The organism is Streptomyces sp. NPDC015345 (assembly GCF_043078805.1).
Taxonomy (GTDB): domain Bacteria; phylum Actinomycetota; class Actinomycetes; order Streptomycetales; family Streptomycetaceae; genus Streptomyces.
The window spans coordinates 1,197,410-1,212,511 of record NZ_JBIBTX010000001.1; the positions used below are offsets into that span (position 1 = coordinate 1,197,410).

A 15,102-nucleotide genomic window follows, 5' to 3' on the forward strand; every position below is an offset into this window, starting at 1 on the left:
CCGTCCAGCCGCAGGAGAACCGCGCACGCGCCCGCCGCCCTCGTGCGCCGAGCGCGCAGTTCCCCGCGCCCCTGGCGGCGGCGGACTCCCCTGCCTACTTGTGCTGCGGGGGAGAATGGAAGATGGCCCAACGCCGCGCGGGCGGCACGCACCGTACGAGGAGGAACCACCATGGCGGAGCCCGAGCGGCCCCGGACCGAGCAGCGTATGCGCCCCGCGCCCCTGCTCTTCGAGCCGGCGGAGGCGGCGGCGGACCCCGAGCACTTCTTCGACCTGGAGTCGATCGAGGACCCGCGGGAGCTGCTGGACCGCGCGACGGAGCTGACGCACGCGTTCCGCGCCGCGACGGACCGGTCCGTCGAGTTCCAGGCGATGGCGGCCGCGCAGCTCGCCGATCCCCGCCGCTTCGACCGGCTGACGACCGCGACGATCGCGGAGCGCGCCGAGTGGACCGAGGACTACGCGAAGAAGATGGTCGAGTTCGGCCGTGACCTCCTGCGCGGAGGCGCCGACCGGCAGGGTTAGTGCGGACGGCATATGCCCGGGGGGCAAGGTACTCCACTTCACCCGGCACTGTCCCGGCTTTCGGCAACTCTCCGAACGGGGACGCTCACTACCGGTAGATGTTCCTGTCATGAGCGCCAGCACCCCCACCCTCACCCCCGCCCGGACCTCCCGCGACGCCTGCCGCGTCACCGCCGAGGGCGCCGCCTGGCTCGCCTCGGCCGAGACGTACCCGCGCAGCACGCTCAGCCACTGGCGCGCCCGGCCGACCGCGCCCGCCGTCCTGCCCTGCGGCTCCGCCTTCGACGTGGTGAGCGTCCCCGCGGTCTTCGGCCGGCGGATGCTCGACCGCTTATGGGAGGAGGGCCCGGGCTCGGGCCCCGTCGCCGCCCATCGCGGCCGCATGCTCCTGTTCGCCGCCCCCGGCACCGCGCCGCGCCTGCCCTCGCTCCTGGAGTGGGAGGAGTGGGGCCGCGCGGTGCCCTCCGTGCTCTGCCACGGCACGGGCGACGCCATCACCGTGCCCCCGCTCACGACCGCCGCCGACACCACCGCCGAGGACGCCGCACCCGATAACGCCCGTCTCGATTCGCGCTGGCTGGTGGCCCCCGACACCCGCCATCCCTGGCTGCCCGGTCCCGAGGTGATGCTCTGGGCCTGCGTCCGGGCGGCCCGCTCGGCGGCCTCCTCCACGGTCCGCATATCGATTTTTCCTGGCCCCGATCAGGATGCTAAGGTCTACGACGTCAGCAGGCGCCGCTAGCTCAGTTGGTTAGAGCAGCTGACTCTTAATCAGCGGGTCCGGGGTTCGAGTCCCTGGCGGCGCACAGACAGCAAGAAGCCCCTCGCGCGAGCGAGGGGCTTCTCGCGTTGCCGGGGCCTCACCCGCGCCGGAGGGTGTCAGCCCACCGTGACCTTCACCGTCCAGGCCCCCGAAGCCGTCCGCCCCTCCACCTCGACGCGGATCGCCTCCCCCGGCACCGTGAAGGTCTCCCCCTCCCGCACCGGGGCGTCCGCCAGCTGCGGATACACCGAGTCGCCCCAGCAGGACTCTGACTCCGGATGGGCGTCGACGACCTCCACGGGGCCGTCCCCCGAGGCCGTCTCGCCCCGCACCTCGTAGACGAGCACGCCCTCCGTGCACGTCGCGTGGTCGTTGCCGGCGGCGGTCCGCGCCTCCAGGGCGATCGCGGAGTCCCGGCCCGTACGGACCACGGCCAGCCTGGTGCCGCCGAGCGCCCCCCGCGCGGGCTCGGCCGCCAGCGGCTCCAGGGTCAGCCGCCCGGTGCCCGCCGCCACGCAGCGCACCTGCCGCGGCTCCAGCCAGCCCAGCTTCCACTTGTGCCAGCCGAAGAGGTCGGGGGCGAGGCCGAACTGGCTGCCCATGACGTCCCAGTCGCCCACGTGGGTGTCCCAGTCGCCCTTGCCGTCGGTCGGCCGGTGGTAGAGGTCGGGCAGGTCGAAGACGTGGCCGGTCTCGTGGGCCAGGACGTTGCGGTCCGGCGGGTGGCGCTCGAAGACGGTGACGATGCGCCGGATGTCCGTGCCGTCGGCCCGCATCGGCCGGTCGAAGTTCACGACCTTCGTGGCGTCCGAGTCGACGCCGGGCGCGTCCGGGTCCGCGACGAAGTAGACGATGTCGTACCCGGAGAAGTCCACGTGCGGATCGGCGGCGGCCAGCGCGTCCCGCAGGTAGGCGGCGCGGCGCTGCGCGTTCCAGTCGCGCTTTATGGCGTACGCGAGGGAGTTCCGCGGCATCTGCACCCACTCGGGCTGCGGATGCGGCTGGAGCCTGAACTTTCCGTAGGAGGCCTGTTCGAAGAAGCGGCTGGTGGCGGGGAAGTGGTCGGCGGCCAGCTCCTCGGGCGTGGTCAGCGGCGGGGAGTCCGGGAAGGACAGGAAGACCATGACCGCGTCCAGGGTCCTGGCCGGGCGCGGATAGGCGGCGTTCCAGGTGTCGAGGCCCTCCGAGTGGTGCGCGGCGGTGCGGCGCAGGGCGCATGGTCCCGCGACGGACTCGGCGATGGCGGGCCCCGCGACGAGCGAGGTGGCGACGAGGGCGGTCAGCGAGGTGAGCATCGCCGCGGTGCTGCGCAGCCGGTGGTTCCCTCCTGGCCTGGGGTTCCTCCCTCCACGGGTGAGTCCCCTGGGGGGGAGCTGACGCGGCACGTCGACCTCCGGGTGCGGAATGCGGGACACCCCACCCACCTTGTGATGTTTTGTTGAACTTCGCCCTGTTTGTCTGGCCCTTCCGGGTGAGCGGCGGGCAGCGGGGCGACACCCCGACCGCTCACGGAACGTCACAAGTGATCGGGCCTTGCAGGAACCAGTTCACTGCCGAGCAGAAACGATCTGCCATCGCCGACGGGCCCCACCCGGTCCGGTCGCATGGCTGGATAGCCCCTCAGGCGGGCCTCTATGATCGGCACACTTTCCAGCGCGGGCCCGGCCCCCACACCGCCGTCCGCCCCCTGCCCGCCGCCCGACGAGACCTGTTCGAGAACAACTGCACTGCGGGAGCAAGCGGTGAACGGAACGTCCCAAGGGCCCACCCCCATGGCGGCCACTGCACCCGGCCGAGCCCGTCCTGTCGTCACAGAACGTCGCGGCCCGGAGCGGGTCGACTACCGCGGCGCCTTCGCGCACGCCCCCCTCCCCCTGGCCGTCGTCGACAGCGAGGGACTGGTCGTCTGCGCCAACGACGCCCTCGGCACGCTTCTCGGCGCAGGCCCCGGAGGGCTCGACGGGTGCGTCGCCGCCGATCTGGTCGACCTCGCCTCCGACGCCCGTACGTGGCACGCGTACCGCGAAGTGCTCCGCGGCCGGCAGGCGAAGCTGCGCTGCACGCGACGACTGAAACATCCCGACGGGCACTCGCTGTGGGTACAGATCACGGTCACGCCGATGCCGGAGTCCGCCGAGCGGCGCGAGGGCAGGACCGTCCTGCTCTCCGCCGCCGACATCAGCGCGCGCCGCGAGTTGCAGGCCCGGCTGCGCCACGTGCAGATGCACGACCCGGTGACGCGGCTGCCCAACCGCAACCTCTTCTTCGAACGCCTGGCGGCCGCCCTCGAAGCGGGCGCGTACGACGACACGAGCACCGGCCGGGTCGGCCTGTGCTACCTGGATCTTGACGGGTTCAAGGCGGTCAACGACACCCTCGGCCACCGGGTCGGCGACCGGCTGCTCGCCGCCGTCGCGGAGCGGCTCACGCGCTGCGCCGACCGGGCCGGGTACGGCGCGGTGACGGCGCCGCTGGTGGCGCGCCTCGGGGGTGACGAGTTCGCGCTGCTCGTGGAGGACTCGACCGGGACCGAACAGCTGGCGGACCTCGCCGAGGCGGCGCTGAAGGCTCTCCAGGAGCCGTTCGACCTCGCCGGTCAGCGGCTCTCCGTCTCCGCCTCCATCGGCGTGGTGGAGCGGCGGGCCGCGGGCACCACCACGACGGGGCTCATGCAGGCCGCCGACACCACGCTGTACTGGGCGAAGACGGACGGCAAGGCCCGCTGGACGCTCTTCGACCCGGAGCGCAACGCCCACCGCATGACCCGTCAGACACTCTCCAGTTCGCTGCGGCCCGCCGTGGAGCGCGACGAGTTCGTCCTGGACTACCAGCCGCTGGTGGGTCTGGACGACGAGGGTGTGCGGGGCGTCGAGGCGCTGGTGCGGTGGCGGCATCCGCAGTTCGGGCTGTTGACGCCGAATCGGTTCATCGGATTGGCGGAAGAGGACGGTTCGATCGTGCAGCTCGGCCGCTGGGTGCTGCGGACCGCCTGTCGGCAGGCCCGGCGGTGGCAGGTCGCGCACCCCGAGCGGGAGCCCGTGTTCGTGAGCGTGAACGTGGCGGTGCGGCAGGTGTGGGACTCCGACCTGGTCGCGGACGTGGCGGAGATCCTCGCCGAGACGGGCCTGCCGGCCCGGCTGCTCCAGCTGGAGCTGACCGAGTCCGCCGTCATGGGCTCGGCGGGCCGTCCCCTCCAGGCCCTCCAGGCGCTCAGCGACATGGGGGTGCGGATCGCCATCGACGACTTCGGCACGGGGTACTCGAACCTGGCCTACCTGAGCCGGCTGCCGGTGTCGGTCCTGAAGCTGGACGGGTCCTTCGTACGGGGCTTCCAGTACGAGGAGGGGGAGACGCACACCAACCCCGCCGACGAGGTCATCGTCGAGGCGCTGGTGCAGCTGGCCCACCGCCTGGGGATCACGGTCACCGCGGAGTGCGTGGAGACGGCGGCGCAGGCCGCGCGGCTGCGGCGGATCGGCTGCGACACGGGCCAGGGCTGGCTCTACTCCCGCCCGGTCCCGGCGGACCGCATCTCCCTGCTGCTGCGCACCACGGCCGCCGCCCCGTCAGGGGCGCGAGGAACTGCGCGCCCAGCCCACTGAGAGCCGCACCGGCCGACGCGGGGGACCACGCAGACGCGTCTGCCCACAGCCCGCCGCGCGCGGGTGCGGACCGAACGGGGTTGCTCGCGCAGTTCCCCGCGCCCCTTACGGGGCGGTGGTTTCAGGGGTGCGAGGAACTGACGCGTCTGCGCAATCCCGGACACCCGCCGCTGCGGCCCGCAAGGAGCTGAGCGCGCAGTTCCCCGCGCCCCTTACGGGGCCCTACGGCCGACGACCGCCCCCAGGGGCGCGAGGAACTGCGCGAGCAACCCCCGTCCCACCCGCACACGCAGGCGCACCGTCACAGGCAGACGCGTCCGCGCAATCCCGCACACCAGCCGCTGCGGACCGCAAGGGGCTGAGCGCGCCCCTTACGGGGCTACGCCAGGGGCAACCCGTACGCGTTCGCGATCAGCTCGTACGACCGCAGACGGATGTCACCACCGTGCGCGTTGCCCGTGATCATCAGCTCGTCCGCCCCCGTCCGCTTGGCGAGGTCGTCGAGGCCGGTGCGGACCTGGTCGGCGGTGCCATGGATGACGTTGGCGTTCCAGCTCGCGACGAACTCCCGTTCCATCTCGTTGAATTCGTACGCCTCCGCCTCCTCCGGGGTGGGGACCAGGCCGGGACGCCCGGTGCGCAGGCGGACCATGTTCAGGGCGGCGGCCATGACCTGGCGGCGGGCCTCGTTCTCGTCGTCCGTGGCGAGTGCCGAGACACCGATGAGGGCGTAGGGGGCGTCGAGCACCGCGGAGGGCTTGAACGACTCGCGGTAGAGGTCCAGCGCCGGGACGGTGTTCTGCGCCGAGAAATGGTGCGCGAAGGCGAACGGCAGGCCGAGGACACCGGCGAGGCGCGCGCTGAAACCGGAGGAGCCGAGCAGCCACAGCGGCGGCCGGTGCGGGGACTGGACACCGCCGGGCGAGGTCGCCTGGATCGGTCCCGGCACGGCGTGGATGCGCCGGTAGGGGTGGCCGTCCGGGAAGTCGTCGTCCAAGAAGCGCGTCAGCTCGGCCAGTTGCTGCGGGAACTCGTCGGCGCCCTCGCTCAGCCGGTCCGAGCGGCGCAGCGCGGCGGCGGTGGCGCCGTCCGTGCCGGGGGCGCGGCCGAGGCCCAGGTCGACGCGGCCGGGGGCCATCGCCTCCAGGGTGCCGAACTGCTCGGCGATGACGAGCGGGGCGTGGTTGGGCAGCATGACGCCGCCGGAGCCGAGCCGGATGCGGTCGGTGTGGGCGGCGAGGTGGGCGAGGATCACGGCCGGTGAGGAGGACGCGACGCCCGGCATGGAGTGGTGCTCGGCCACCCAGTAGCGGTGGTAGCCGCGGGCCTCGGTGAGCTTGGCGATCTCGACGCTGGTGCGCAGCGCGTCGGTGGCGGTGCGCCCGGCGCCGACGGTGACGAGGTCGAGGACGGACAGGGGAACGGGCGCGGTGCCGTGCCGCTCACCCCGGATGCCGTCACCGCGGATGCCGTCGTCGCGGGTGCCGTCGTCGCGGGTGCCGTCGCCGGTCGGGTCCACTGTCACTGGGGTGCCTCCTGCACTGCGTATGTACGTCACGTGGGTACGGGAGAGCACAACAGGAGGCACACTCCGTTTTATTCCGGGGCCATGGCCGCGCCCCGGTCGGCGCCTCGTACCAGTACCGTGCCGCCATGGCTGATCCCCTGAAGACACTGGTCGACGGAGTCGAGGTCGAGGTGCCCAACACCATCCCGGACATCCGCGCCGCCCTGCCCGAGGACCGGCGCGCGGAGTTCGACCGGGCCATCAACGCCGCCGGGGTCGACGAGATCCACGCCGTGATGCGGCACTGGATGCTGGAGGCCGTGCCCGATCCGGACGCCGAGGCGCGACTCGCGCGGCTCGCCTCCGACGAGGCCGAGCGGCGGGGAACGGCGTGAGCCCCCGCCACCGCCGGGCCCACCGGATCACCTACGCGCCGCCCGCGGACGACACCCTCGCCAAGATGGGCGACCCCGATGCGTTCCGCGCCGCGCTGACACGCACGATCGGCCGCGACCCGTACGGCCACGGCTCGACGCCCGTACGGGGCGAGCAGGACCGCAGGGAGGCGACCGTCGAGGGAGCCATCGTCCTGTACTACGTCTCCGGGTCGGTCCAGACGTTAACGGTGGTCAGACTGATCCTCAGCCCCTGACGCCCCTGACGCCCCTGCCCCCTAGGAAGTGCCGCCGTCGGCCTGGACCACCGGTTCCCTCGTGAACAGCGAGCCCAGCTCCGGGGCATTCACCCGGCGCTCGGCGAGCCGCAGCGCCTCCCAGACCGTGACCTGGTTGGCCGTCAGGACCGGCTTGCCGACGGCCGCCTCCAGCTCGCGGACGTACGCCGCCGTGTGCAGCGCCGTGTCCGGCAGGAGCAGCGCCTGCGCGTCCGGGTGGTCGCCGTCGCGGGCCAGCGCGAGGACCTCCTCGCGGCCCCAGGTGCCGACCTCCGCCGCCGTGATGACGCCGCTCCCCCGCGTCGAGACGACCTCCGTGCCCGCCGACTTCAGGAACGCCGTGAAGTGCGCGGCCACGTCGTCCGGGTACGTCGCAGCGATCGCGACGCGGGCCGCGCCCACCTCGCGTACGGCGTGGGCGAAGGCGAACGACGTCGACGAGGCGGGCAGGCCCGCCGCGAGGGCGAGGCCGCGCACCTGCTCGTGCGCGCCCTCCCAGCCATGGACGAAGCTGCCACTGGTGCACGCCCACACGACCGCCTCCGCGCCGGAGAGCCGCAGCTCCTCGACGCCGGCGGCGAGCCGCGCGGCCGAGCCCATCTCCAGGAGCGCGTCGACCCGGTGCGCGTCCTCGCCGATGTCCGTGTGGACGACCTGAAGCCGGACATCGCTGCCGAGCATCTGCTCCATGCGGGGGTAGTCGTCCTCGGCCGAGTGCCCCGGGTAGAGAAATCCGAGTGCCGTCACGTCCAGCCTCCTCCTTCTGCGGGTGGTCCCGCGGGTGGTCCTTCGGGCAGGCCCTGTGGGGGCGGCGGATTCAGCGGACTCGCGCCCGGCCGTGCCCCCGGGTCGATCAGTGCCTGATAAGGCCCTACCGCACGCGTACCCAGCCGACGCAGGGCCGACCACATCGTCACCTGGTTCGCCGAGATCACCGGCATGCGCAGTTCCGCTTCCAGTTGCGGGATCACGTCGTACGTGGGGAGGTTCGTGCAGCTGATGAAGAGGGCGTCCGCACCGCCCTCGACCGCGCGGCGCGCCATGTCGGCCACGTCCCGGTAGGGGACCTTCCAGATGTGCCGGGTCAGTCCCAGGTAGGCGCGGGCCGTGACGACCACGCCCGCCTCGGCCAGGTACTCCTCCAGGGCCTGCGTCACCGACCAGGTGTAGGGCGTGACGAGGGCGATGCGCCGGGCGCCCAGTTCCTCCAGTGCCTCAAGAAGCGCGCCGGAGGTGGTCACGGAGGCGACCGCGCCCTCGCGGGACATGGCCTCGCACATCGCCCGCTCACCGGCGGTGCCGCCGACGAAGCTGCCCGACGTGCAGGCGTACGCGAGGACTTCGGGCTCCGCGACGGTCAGCGCGCGGACCGCGTCGGCGAGCGTCTCGTGCTCGCTGACCAGGCGCGCCAGGTCCAGGCTGACCTCGACGGGCACGTACGGCGTGCGGGTGAGATGGAGGGAGACCTCGTCCGGGACCCAGCGCCACAGCTCGCGGTCGAGGGCGAAGTCGAAGGGGGCGACGACACCCACACCCCGTTGTGGGTGCGGTCCGCCGAGGAAGGAGACGTCCATGAGCAGGCCCCAAGTTCGTGCGTGGGATCAGGGACCGGCCGGAGGCCGGGGCGAGCTGCCCGGCGAGGGCGCCGGGACCTGCGGTGCGCACGCGCGCACGGAGAAGGAGCGGATGGGTGCGGCACCGCTGCCACAGTGCCTCTGTTGACGAAGGTAGGTTCGGGTGCGAGCGTGGTCAATCCGCACCTTTCAGACGGCTGCGCCGTACCTCTTCAGGGAAGCGGAACCCCCTTGGCCACCACCACCGTGCTCGTCCTTGACGCCGCTCCCCCGACGCCGCCGCCGCGCCTGGGCAGCCTGACCGGCCGCGCCCGGATCCTGCACACCGACGAGGCCGGCCTCGCCGCCCGACTGCCGCTCGCGGACGTGCTGTTGGTGTGGGACTTCGCCTCGGACGCGGTGCGCCGCGCCTGGCCGGGCGAGGGCTCCCGGCCGCGCTGGGTGCACACCGCGAGCGCGGGCGTGGACCACCTGATGTGCCCCGAACTCGCCGCCTGCGACACCGTGGTGACCAACGCGCGCGGCGTCTTCGACGGGCCCATCGCGGAGTACGTCGCCGCGCTCGTCCTCGCCCTGGCCAAGGACCTGCCGCGCACCCTGGAGCTCCAGCGCGAGCGCTCCTGGCGCCACCGCGAGTCGCGGCGGGTCGCGGGCACGCGCGCGTGCGTGGTGGGCTCGGGACCGATCGGCAGGGCCGTCGCGCGGACCCTCAAGGCGCTCGGCGTCACCACCGCCCTGGTGGGGCGCGCGCCACGCCCGGGGGTGCACGGCGCCGAGGAACTGGACCGACTGCTCGCGCGCGCCGACTGGGTGGTGTGCGCGGCGCCGCTCACCGACGACACGCGCGGCATGTTCGACGCCCGGCGCTTCGGCGTCATGCAGCCCTCGGCGCACTTCATCAACATCGGTCGCGGCCCCCTCGTCGTCGAGGACGACCTGGTGGCCGCCCTGTCGAAGCGGTGGATCGCGGGTGCGGCCCTCGACGTCTTCGCGCACGAGCCGCTGCCCGGGGACAGCCCGCTGTGGACGGCACCGGGGCTGCTGGTCTCCCCCCACATGAGCGGCGACACGGTCGGCTGGCGCGATGAACTGGGCGCCCAGTTCCTCGAGTTGTACGAGGCCTGGGCGGCGGGTCGGCCGCTGTGGAACGTGGTCGACAAGGAACGTGGGTATGTCCCGGGGCACTGATCACGACTAGGAGGCCGGATGTCCGAACTCACGGATCTCACCGCCGTACGACTCGTCGACGGATACCGCAAGGGCGAATTCAGCCCGGTCGACGTGGTCCGCGCCGCGCTGCGGCGGGCCGAGGAGACCCAGCCCCTGGTGAACGCCTTCGTGCGGATCGAGGCCCGGACCGCACTGGCCCAGGCCGAGGCCAGTGCCGGGCGGTGGCGGCGCGGGGAGCCGCAGGGCCTGGTGGACGGCGTACCGGTGTCGGTGAAGGATCTCCTGCTGCTGCGCGGCGGCCCGACCCTGCGCGGTTCCAGGACGATCCGCGCGGAGGGCGAGTGGGACGAGGACGCCCCTTCGGTGGCGCGGCTGCGGGAGCACGGCGCGGTGTTCATCGGCCGCACGACGACCCCGGAGTTCGGCTGGAAGGGCGTGACGGACAGCCCCCGCAGCGGTATCACCCGCAATCCGTACGACACCTCGCGCACCTCGGGCGGCTCCAGTGGTGGCAGCGCGGTGGCCGTGGCGGTCGGGGCGGGCCCCTTGTCGCTGGGCACGGACGGCGGTGGCTCCGTGCGCATCCCGGCGGCGTTCTGCGGGATCTTCGCGCTGAAGCCGACGTACGGCCGGGTGCCGCTGTACCCCGCGAGCCCCTTCGGGACGCTCTCCCACGTGGGGCCGATGACGCGGGACGCGGCGGACGCGGCGCTGATGATGGAGGTGATCACGGGCCCCGACCCGCGGGACTGGTCCCAGCTCGGGGCGGTGGCCGGGAGCTTCCGCGCGGGCCTGGACGGCGGTGTGCGCGGGCTGCGCGTCGCCTACTCGCCCTCGCTGGGCGGCCAGGTCGCGGTGCGGCCCGCCGTCGCGGCGGCCGTGCGGCGGGCGGTGGAGTCCCTCGCCGCGCAGGGGGCGTACGTGGAGGAGGCCGACCCCGACTTCTCGGAGCCGGTGGAGGCCTTCCACACCCTGTGGTTCAGCGGGGCGGCGCGCGTCGTGCAGCATCTGGCACCCGACCGGCGGGAGTTGCTCGACCCGGGGCTGCGGGAGATCTGCGGGCAGGGCGCGCGGTACAGCGCCCTTGACTACCTCGCGGCGGTCGACGTCCGCATGGATCTCGGGCGCCGTCTGGGCCACTTCCACTCGGCGTACGACCTGCTGGTGACGCCCACGCTGCCGATCACGGCGTTCGAGGCGGGCGCCGAGGTCCCCAAGGGCTCCGGGCACCGGCGGTGGACGGGCTGGACGCCGTTCACGTACCCCTTCAACCTCACCCAGCAGCCCGCGGCGACCGTGCCCTGCGGGGTGGACGAGGAGGGGCTGCCGATCGGGGTGCAGATCGTGGGCGCTCGGCACGCCGACACGGTGGTGCTGCGGGCCGCGCACGCGTTGTACGAGGCGGGCGGCGCCGGTGTCGCGCCGCCCGAGCTCGGCTGAGCGGGGCCTAGGCCCGGCGGAAGTTCAGCGTCTCGCCCTGCGCGCCCGCGCGCCACAGGTCGTTGCAGGCCTCGGCCATGCGGTCGAGGCCGTCGACGACCTGGCCCCAGACGATGCCGGGCACCCAGCCGACGTCGCCGTTCAGGAGCAGGTTGTTCCGTTCGTAGAAGAGGGCGAGGTCGACGACGGTGGTGCCGGCCCGCACATCGGCCTCGGGTTCGTAGCCATACGCCGGGGTCCCCAATTCCGTACCGGAGAAGGAGAAATAGCAGAGATCACCCGGAATGGGGGTGACTGTCGGATTCTCCAAGGGCGGCTCGCGGTCCGCGAAAGCCGGAAAGAGGGCGTAGATCTCGTTGCGCGCGTATTTCGCGTGGTAGACGTCGGACCCGAGCGGAAGCGCCTCCCACACCGCCACGCAGGTCACCGGGGCCCGGTCGTCCAGCAGCCTGGCCGTGCACTGGACTCCCCGCTTGGCGAGGGAGACTTCGATGAATCGGTCTGCCATGAATCCCATGTTCCTCCCCGGGTCAAGACGCCGGGAGCACAACGATCGCATCAGGGGCCGAAATTCACCGGCATATGTGGCGTCGAGTCGGGTAGCCGCGCGCCCATGGCTCCACCACTTGGGAACAACGAGGGAATCACTGGCAGAGCGGTTCGCCGCCGCGCCCTGCTCACCGGAGCGGGCGGGGCGGCTTTTGGCGCGTTCGGGCTCTCGGCATGCAGCCGGGTGCCCGAGGAGGGGAAGGTTCAGGGGGGCGACCTGCTGGAGCGGCTGCGTGACAGCGGCACGGTCAGGATCGGCGTCGCGGGCGAGGTCCCGTTCGGATACATCGACGAGGACGGCGAGGTCACCGGCGAGGCGCCGGCCATCGCCAAGGTCATCTTCCCGCGCCTCGGCGTGCCCGAGGTCAAGGCGGTGCCCACCAAGTTCGGGGCGCTGATCCCCGGGCTGACGCAGGCACGGCAGTTCGACGTGGTCTCGGCGGGCATGTACATCAACCCCACGCGGTGCGAGCAGGTCCTCTTCTCCGACCCCGACTACCTCATGCTCGACTCCTTCATCGTGAAGAAGGGCAACCCGCACGGCATCAGGACGTACGAGGACATCGCGGAGAAGGGCCTGAAGCTGGCGAGCGGCACCGCCTACGCGGAGATCGACTACGCCAAGGCCGCGGGTGTGAAGGACGTGCTCGTCCTGCCCGACCAGGTGGCGGGGCTCGACGCCGTGGCCCAGGGCCGCGTCGACGCCTTCGCCGGCACCAACGTCACCGTACGCACGGTGATCAAGAAGAACCCGCGGGTCGAGGCGACGAAGCCCTTCCAGCCGGAGGTCGACGGCAAGCCGGCCTACGGCGCGGGCGGCTTCGCCTTCCGGCTGTCCGAGAAGAACCTCCGGGACGCCTTCAACAAGGAGCTGCACAAGCTCAAGAAGAGCGGCGAGCTGCTGCGGATCGTCAAGCCGTTCGGTTTCACCGAGGCCGAGATGACGGACCTGACCCTGCGGAAGCTGTGTCCCCCGGTGAAGGGCGTCTCCTCATGATGTCGTCGGAGTTCTTCGGGAACTGGTTCCTGCCCGGTATCTGGATCACCCTCCAGGTCACCTTCCTCAGCGCGGCCCTCGCCTTCGTGATCGCCTTCCCGATCGGTGTGCTGCGCACGAACCGGCTCTGGATCGTGCGGTTCCTCGCCGGGGCCTACTTCGAGATCTTCCGCAGCACGTCGTCGCTGGTCTTCATGTACTGGATCGCTTTCACGGTCCCGCCGGTTTTCGGCATCAGTTTCCAGCCGATGTTCGCGGGCGTGCTGGCACTCGGCATCACCTACGGGGCCTACGCCTCGGAGATCGTGCGCGGCGCGCTCGCCGCGGTGCCGCCCGCGCAGCGCGAGGCGGGCATCGCCCTGAACTTCACGCCGTTCCAGCGGCTGCGCCGCATCGAACTCCCGCAGGCCTGGCCTGAGATGATCCCGCCGTTCAACAACCTGCTCATCGAGCTGCTCAAGGGCACCTCACTGGTGTCCCTCATCGCGGTGGCCGACATGACCTTCGCCGGTGACCTGCTGCGACTCGTCACGAACGAGAGCGCGCCGATCTACACGCTGCTGCTCGTCCTGTACTTCGTCCTCGCGTTCGTCCTCACGCGCGGCATGCGGCTCCTGGAGCGGCACGCCAAGAAACGGGTCGGCCAGGCGCCCGAGAAGACGGGCCTGTTCAGCGGGATGCGCGCCAAGTCGTCGATCGACGTCGTCGCCGGTACGGGGGCTGCCAAGTGAACTGGAACTGGTCGCATGTCGACGACTTCATGCCGCTCTTCTGGGACGGCGTCGAACTCACCCTCCAGGCGCTGTTCTTCGGCACCCTGATCGCCTTCTCGCTGGGCCTGGTCTGGGCGATCGCGCAGCGCTCGGAGAAGAAGTGGATCCGGTGGCCGGTCACGGCCGTCACCGAGTTCATCCGCAGCACCCCGCTGCTGGTGCAGCTGTTCTTCCTGTTCTACGTGGTGCCTCAGTGGGGCCCCTCTATGTCTCCCCTCACCACGGGCATCGTCGGCCTCGGGCTGCACTACTCGACGTACACCTCCGAGGTCTACCGCGCCGGGATCGAGGGTGTGCCCGCCGGCCAGTGGGAGGCGGCGACCGCGCTCAGCCTCTCCAAGCGGCGCACCTGGACGTCCGTGATCCTGCCGCAGGCGGTACGCCGGGTGATCCCGGCGCTCGGCAACTACGTGATCATCATGCTGAAGGAGTCGCCGCAGATGGCCGCCATCGGCGCGCTCGACATGCTGGGCCAGGCCCAGGGCTACAGCCAGGCGACCTTCACCTACGAGGCGATCAGCGTGGTCGGTGTCGCCTTCATCGTCATCGCCTACCCGGCCTCTGTCCTTCTGCGAGCTTTGGAGCGTCGCCTTGTCCGCTGACAGCAGCACTTCCCAGGAAATCCCCAACCCCGCCGTCGACGGCAGCGAGCTGATCCGCTTCGACAAGGTCGTCAAGCGCTACGGCTCGAACGTCGTCCTGGACGAGCTGGACTTCTCCGTCGCCTCCGGCAAGCACGTGACGCTCATCGGACCTTCCGGTTCCGGGAAGACCACGATCCTGCGGCTCCTGATGACGCTGGTGCGGCCGGAGCAGGGCACGATCAAGGTGGGCGGCAACTACCTCACCCACGAGGAGAAGAACGGCAAGCTCGTCCCGGCCGGCGAGAAGCACGTCCGCGAGGTCCGCAAGAACATCGGGATGGTCTTCCAGCAGTTCAACCTCTTCCCGAACATGAAGGTGCTCCGGAACATCACCGAGGCGCCCGTCAACGTCCTCGGCCTGTCCAAGGACGAGGCCGAGCAGCGCGCCCGTGAGCTGCTCGACCTGGTCGGCCTCGGCGACCGCTGCGACGCGTACCCGACACAGCTCTCCGGCGGCCAGCAGCAGCGGGTCGCCATCGCGCGGGCCCTCGCGATGCGCCCGCAGGTGCTGCTGCTCGACGAGGTGACGTCCGCGCTCGACCCCGAGCTGGTGGCGGGTGTCCTGGACGTCCTGCGTGACATCGCGCACACCACGGACATCACGATGCTCTGCGTGACCCACGAGATGAACTTCGCGCGGGACATCTCGGACCAAGTGCTGATGTTCGACTCGGGCCGGGTCATCGAGTCCGGGACCCCGGAGAAGATCTTCACCGAGCCCGAGCACGAGCGGACCCGCGAGTTCCTCAGCGCGGTGCTGTGACCGTCGGCCCCAGGCGCGGGACATCGACCGAGGCCCCGCGCCTGGGGCATGACGCTGACATATGCCAGGGTGGCGCGTTCCTGCTGACGGGCCGGAGCGCGCCGCCAATCTCCGCAACAGCC

16 protein-coding genes and 1 tRNA gene are annotated in these 15,102 nt (G+C 71.8%); 12 read left to right on the forward strand and 5 right to left on the reverse strand.

What is annotated here, in order from left to right:
• Positions 1-171: 171 nt before the first annotated feature.
• The 3 genes from ACF062_RS05345 (at position 172) to ACF062_RS05355 (ending at position 1,331) form a co-directional block, all read left to right on the forward strand.
• Positions 172-525 (forward strand): hypothetical protein, encoded by a 354-nt coding sequence (locus tag ACF062_RS05345; RefSeq protein ID WP_223774780.1) that lies wholly within the window; start codon positions 172-174, stop codon positions 523-525.
• 109 nt (positions 526-634) lie between these two features.
• Positions 635-1,267 carry a bifunctional DNA primase/polymerase gene (locus ACF062_RS05350; protein WP_392135894.1) on the forward strand — a complete coding sequence of 211 codons (633 nt, stop codon included), beginning with the start codon at positions 635-637 and terminating at the stop codon, positions 1,265-1,267.
• Positions 1,258-1,331 (forward strand) — tRNA-Lys (locus ACF062_RS05355). Before ACF062_RS05350 ends, ACF062_RS05355 begins: the two co-directional genes overlap by 10 nt.
• A 73-nt stretch (positions 1,332-1,404) precedes the next feature.
• Here ACF062_RS05355 and ACF062_RS05360 read toward each other — a convergent pair.
• Entirely contained in the window at positions 1,405-2,703 is a 1,299-nt protein-coding gene (locus tag ACF062_RS05360) for a M6 family metalloprotease domain-containing protein (protein WP_392135897.1), read from the reverse strand.
• A gap of 357 nt (positions 2,704-3,060) precedes the next feature.
• Between ACF062_RS05360 and ACF062_RS05365 the strand changes: the two genes are divergently transcribed.
• Positions 3,061-4,890, forward strand: coding sequence for a putative bifunctional diguanylate cyclase/phosphodiesterase (locus ACF062_RS05365; RefSeq protein WP_392135900.1), 1,830 nt, complete (start codon positions 3,061-3,063; stop codon positions 4,888-4,890).
• Positions 4,891-5,269: 379 nt separating this feature from the next.
• On the opposite strand, the gene ACF062_RS05370 is transcribed toward ACF062_RS05365, so the two are convergent.
• Positions 5,270-6,358, reverse strand: coding sequence for an LLM class flavin-dependent oxidoreductase (locus ACF062_RS05370; protein ID WP_392136542.1), 1,089 nt, complete (start codon positions 6,356-6,358; stop codon positions 5,270-5,272).
• Positions 6,359-6,543: 185 nt separating this feature from the next.
• Between ACF062_RS05370 and ACF062_RS05375 the strand changes: the two genes are divergently transcribed.
• Both ACF062_RS05375 and ACF062_RS05380 read left to right on the forward strand, forming a co-directional pair.
• Positions 6,544-6,792, forward strand: a complete 249-nt coding sequence (locus ACF062_RS05375; protein ID WP_223774784.1) for a hypothetical protein — start codon at positions 6,544-6,546, stop codon at positions 6,790-6,792.
• Between the two features lie 65 nt (positions 6,793-6,857).
• The gene (locus ACF062_RS05380) at positions 6,858-7,049 is read left to right on the forward strand and encodes a hypothetical protein (RefSeq protein WP_392136544.1); all 192 of its coding nucleotides are present in this window, start codon (positions 6,858-6,860) and stop codon (positions 7,047-7,049) included.
• A gap of 21 nt (positions 7,050-7,070) precedes the next feature.
• Here ACF062_RS05380 and ACF062_RS05385 read toward each other — a convergent pair whose 3' ends face one another.
• Positions 7,071-7,817, reverse strand: coding sequence for a decarboxylase (locus tag ACF062_RS05385; RefSeq protein WP_392135903.1), 747 nt, complete (start codon positions 7,815-7,817; stop codon positions 7,071-7,073).
• On the reverse strand, positions 7,814-8,644 hold the full coding sequence (locus ACF062_RS05390) for an aspartate/glutamate racemase family protein (RefSeq protein WP_392135906.1): 831 nt from the start codon (positions 8,642-8,644) through the stop codon (positions 7,814-7,816). The genes ACF062_RS05385 and ACF062_RS05390 overlap by 4 nt, the downstream gene beginning before the upstream one ends.
• 231 nt (positions 8,645-8,875) lie before the next feature.
• Between ACF062_RS05390 and ACF062_RS05395 the strand changes: the two genes are divergently transcribed.
• Both ACF062_RS05395 and ACF062_RS05400 read left to right on the forward strand, forming a co-directional pair.
• The gene (locus tag ACF062_RS05395) at positions 8,876-9,832 is read left to right on the forward strand and encodes a D-2-hydroxyacid dehydrogenase (protein WP_392135909.1); all 957 of its coding nucleotides are present in this window, start codon (positions 8,876-8,878) and stop codon (positions 9,830-9,832) included.
• Between the two features lie 18 nt (positions 9,833-9,850).
• Complete coding sequence (locus tag ACF062_RS05400; protein WP_392135912.1) at positions 9,851-11,254, forward strand: amidase; 1,404 nt, start codon at positions 9,851-9,853, stop codon at positions 11,252-11,254.
• 7 nt (positions 11,255-11,261) lie between these two features.
• Here ACF062_RS05400 and ACF062_RS05405 read toward each other — a convergent pair whose 3' ends face one another.
• Positions 11,262-11,762 carry a DUF3830 family protein gene (locus ACF062_RS05405; RefSeq protein WP_392135915.1) on the reverse strand — a complete coding sequence of 167 codons (501 nt, stop codon included), beginning with the start codon at positions 11,760-11,762 and terminating at the stop codon, positions 11,262-11,264.
• A 105-nt stretch (positions 11,763-11,867) separates the two neighbouring features.
• Between ACF062_RS05405 and ehuB the strand changes: the two genes are divergently transcribed.
• Genes ehuB through ehuA form a run of 4 tightly spaced genes read left to right on the forward strand, consistent with a single transcriptional unit; the run spans position 11,868 to position 14,980 of the window.
• The gene (gene ehuB, locus ACF062_RS05410; RefSeq protein WP_392135918.1) at positions 11,868-12,800 is read left to right on the forward strand and encodes an ectoine/hydroxyectoine ABC transporter substrate-binding protein EhuB; all 933 of its coding nucleotides are present in this window, start codon (positions 11,868-11,870) and stop codon (positions 12,798-12,800) included.
• Complete coding sequence (gene ehuC / locus ACF062_RS05415) at positions 12,800-13,531, forward strand: ectoine/hydroxyectoine ABC transporter permease subunit EhuC (RefSeq protein WP_223779048.1); 732 nt, start codon at positions 12,800-12,802, stop codon at positions 13,529-13,531. Before ehuB ends, ehuC begins: the two co-directional genes overlap by 1 nt.
• A complete protein-coding gene (gene ehuD / locus ACF062_RS05420; RefSeq protein ID WP_392135921.1) occupies positions 13,528-14,175 on the forward strand; it encodes an ectoine/hydroxyectoine ABC transporter permease subunit EhuD in 648 nt (215 codons plus the stop codon). Before ehuC ends, ehuD begins: the two co-directional genes overlap by 4 nt.
• Positions 14,165-14,980: an ectoine/hydroxyectoine ABC transporter ATP-binding protein EhuA gene (ehuA, locus tag ACF062_RS05425; RefSeq protein ID WP_223774792.1), complete on the forward strand. Its 816-nt coding sequence runs from the start codon at positions 14,165-14,167 to the stop codon at positions 14,978-14,980. Before ehuD ends, ehuA begins: the two co-directional genes overlap by 11 nt.
• The last annotated feature ends 122 nt before the right edge of the window (positions 14,981-15,102 follow it).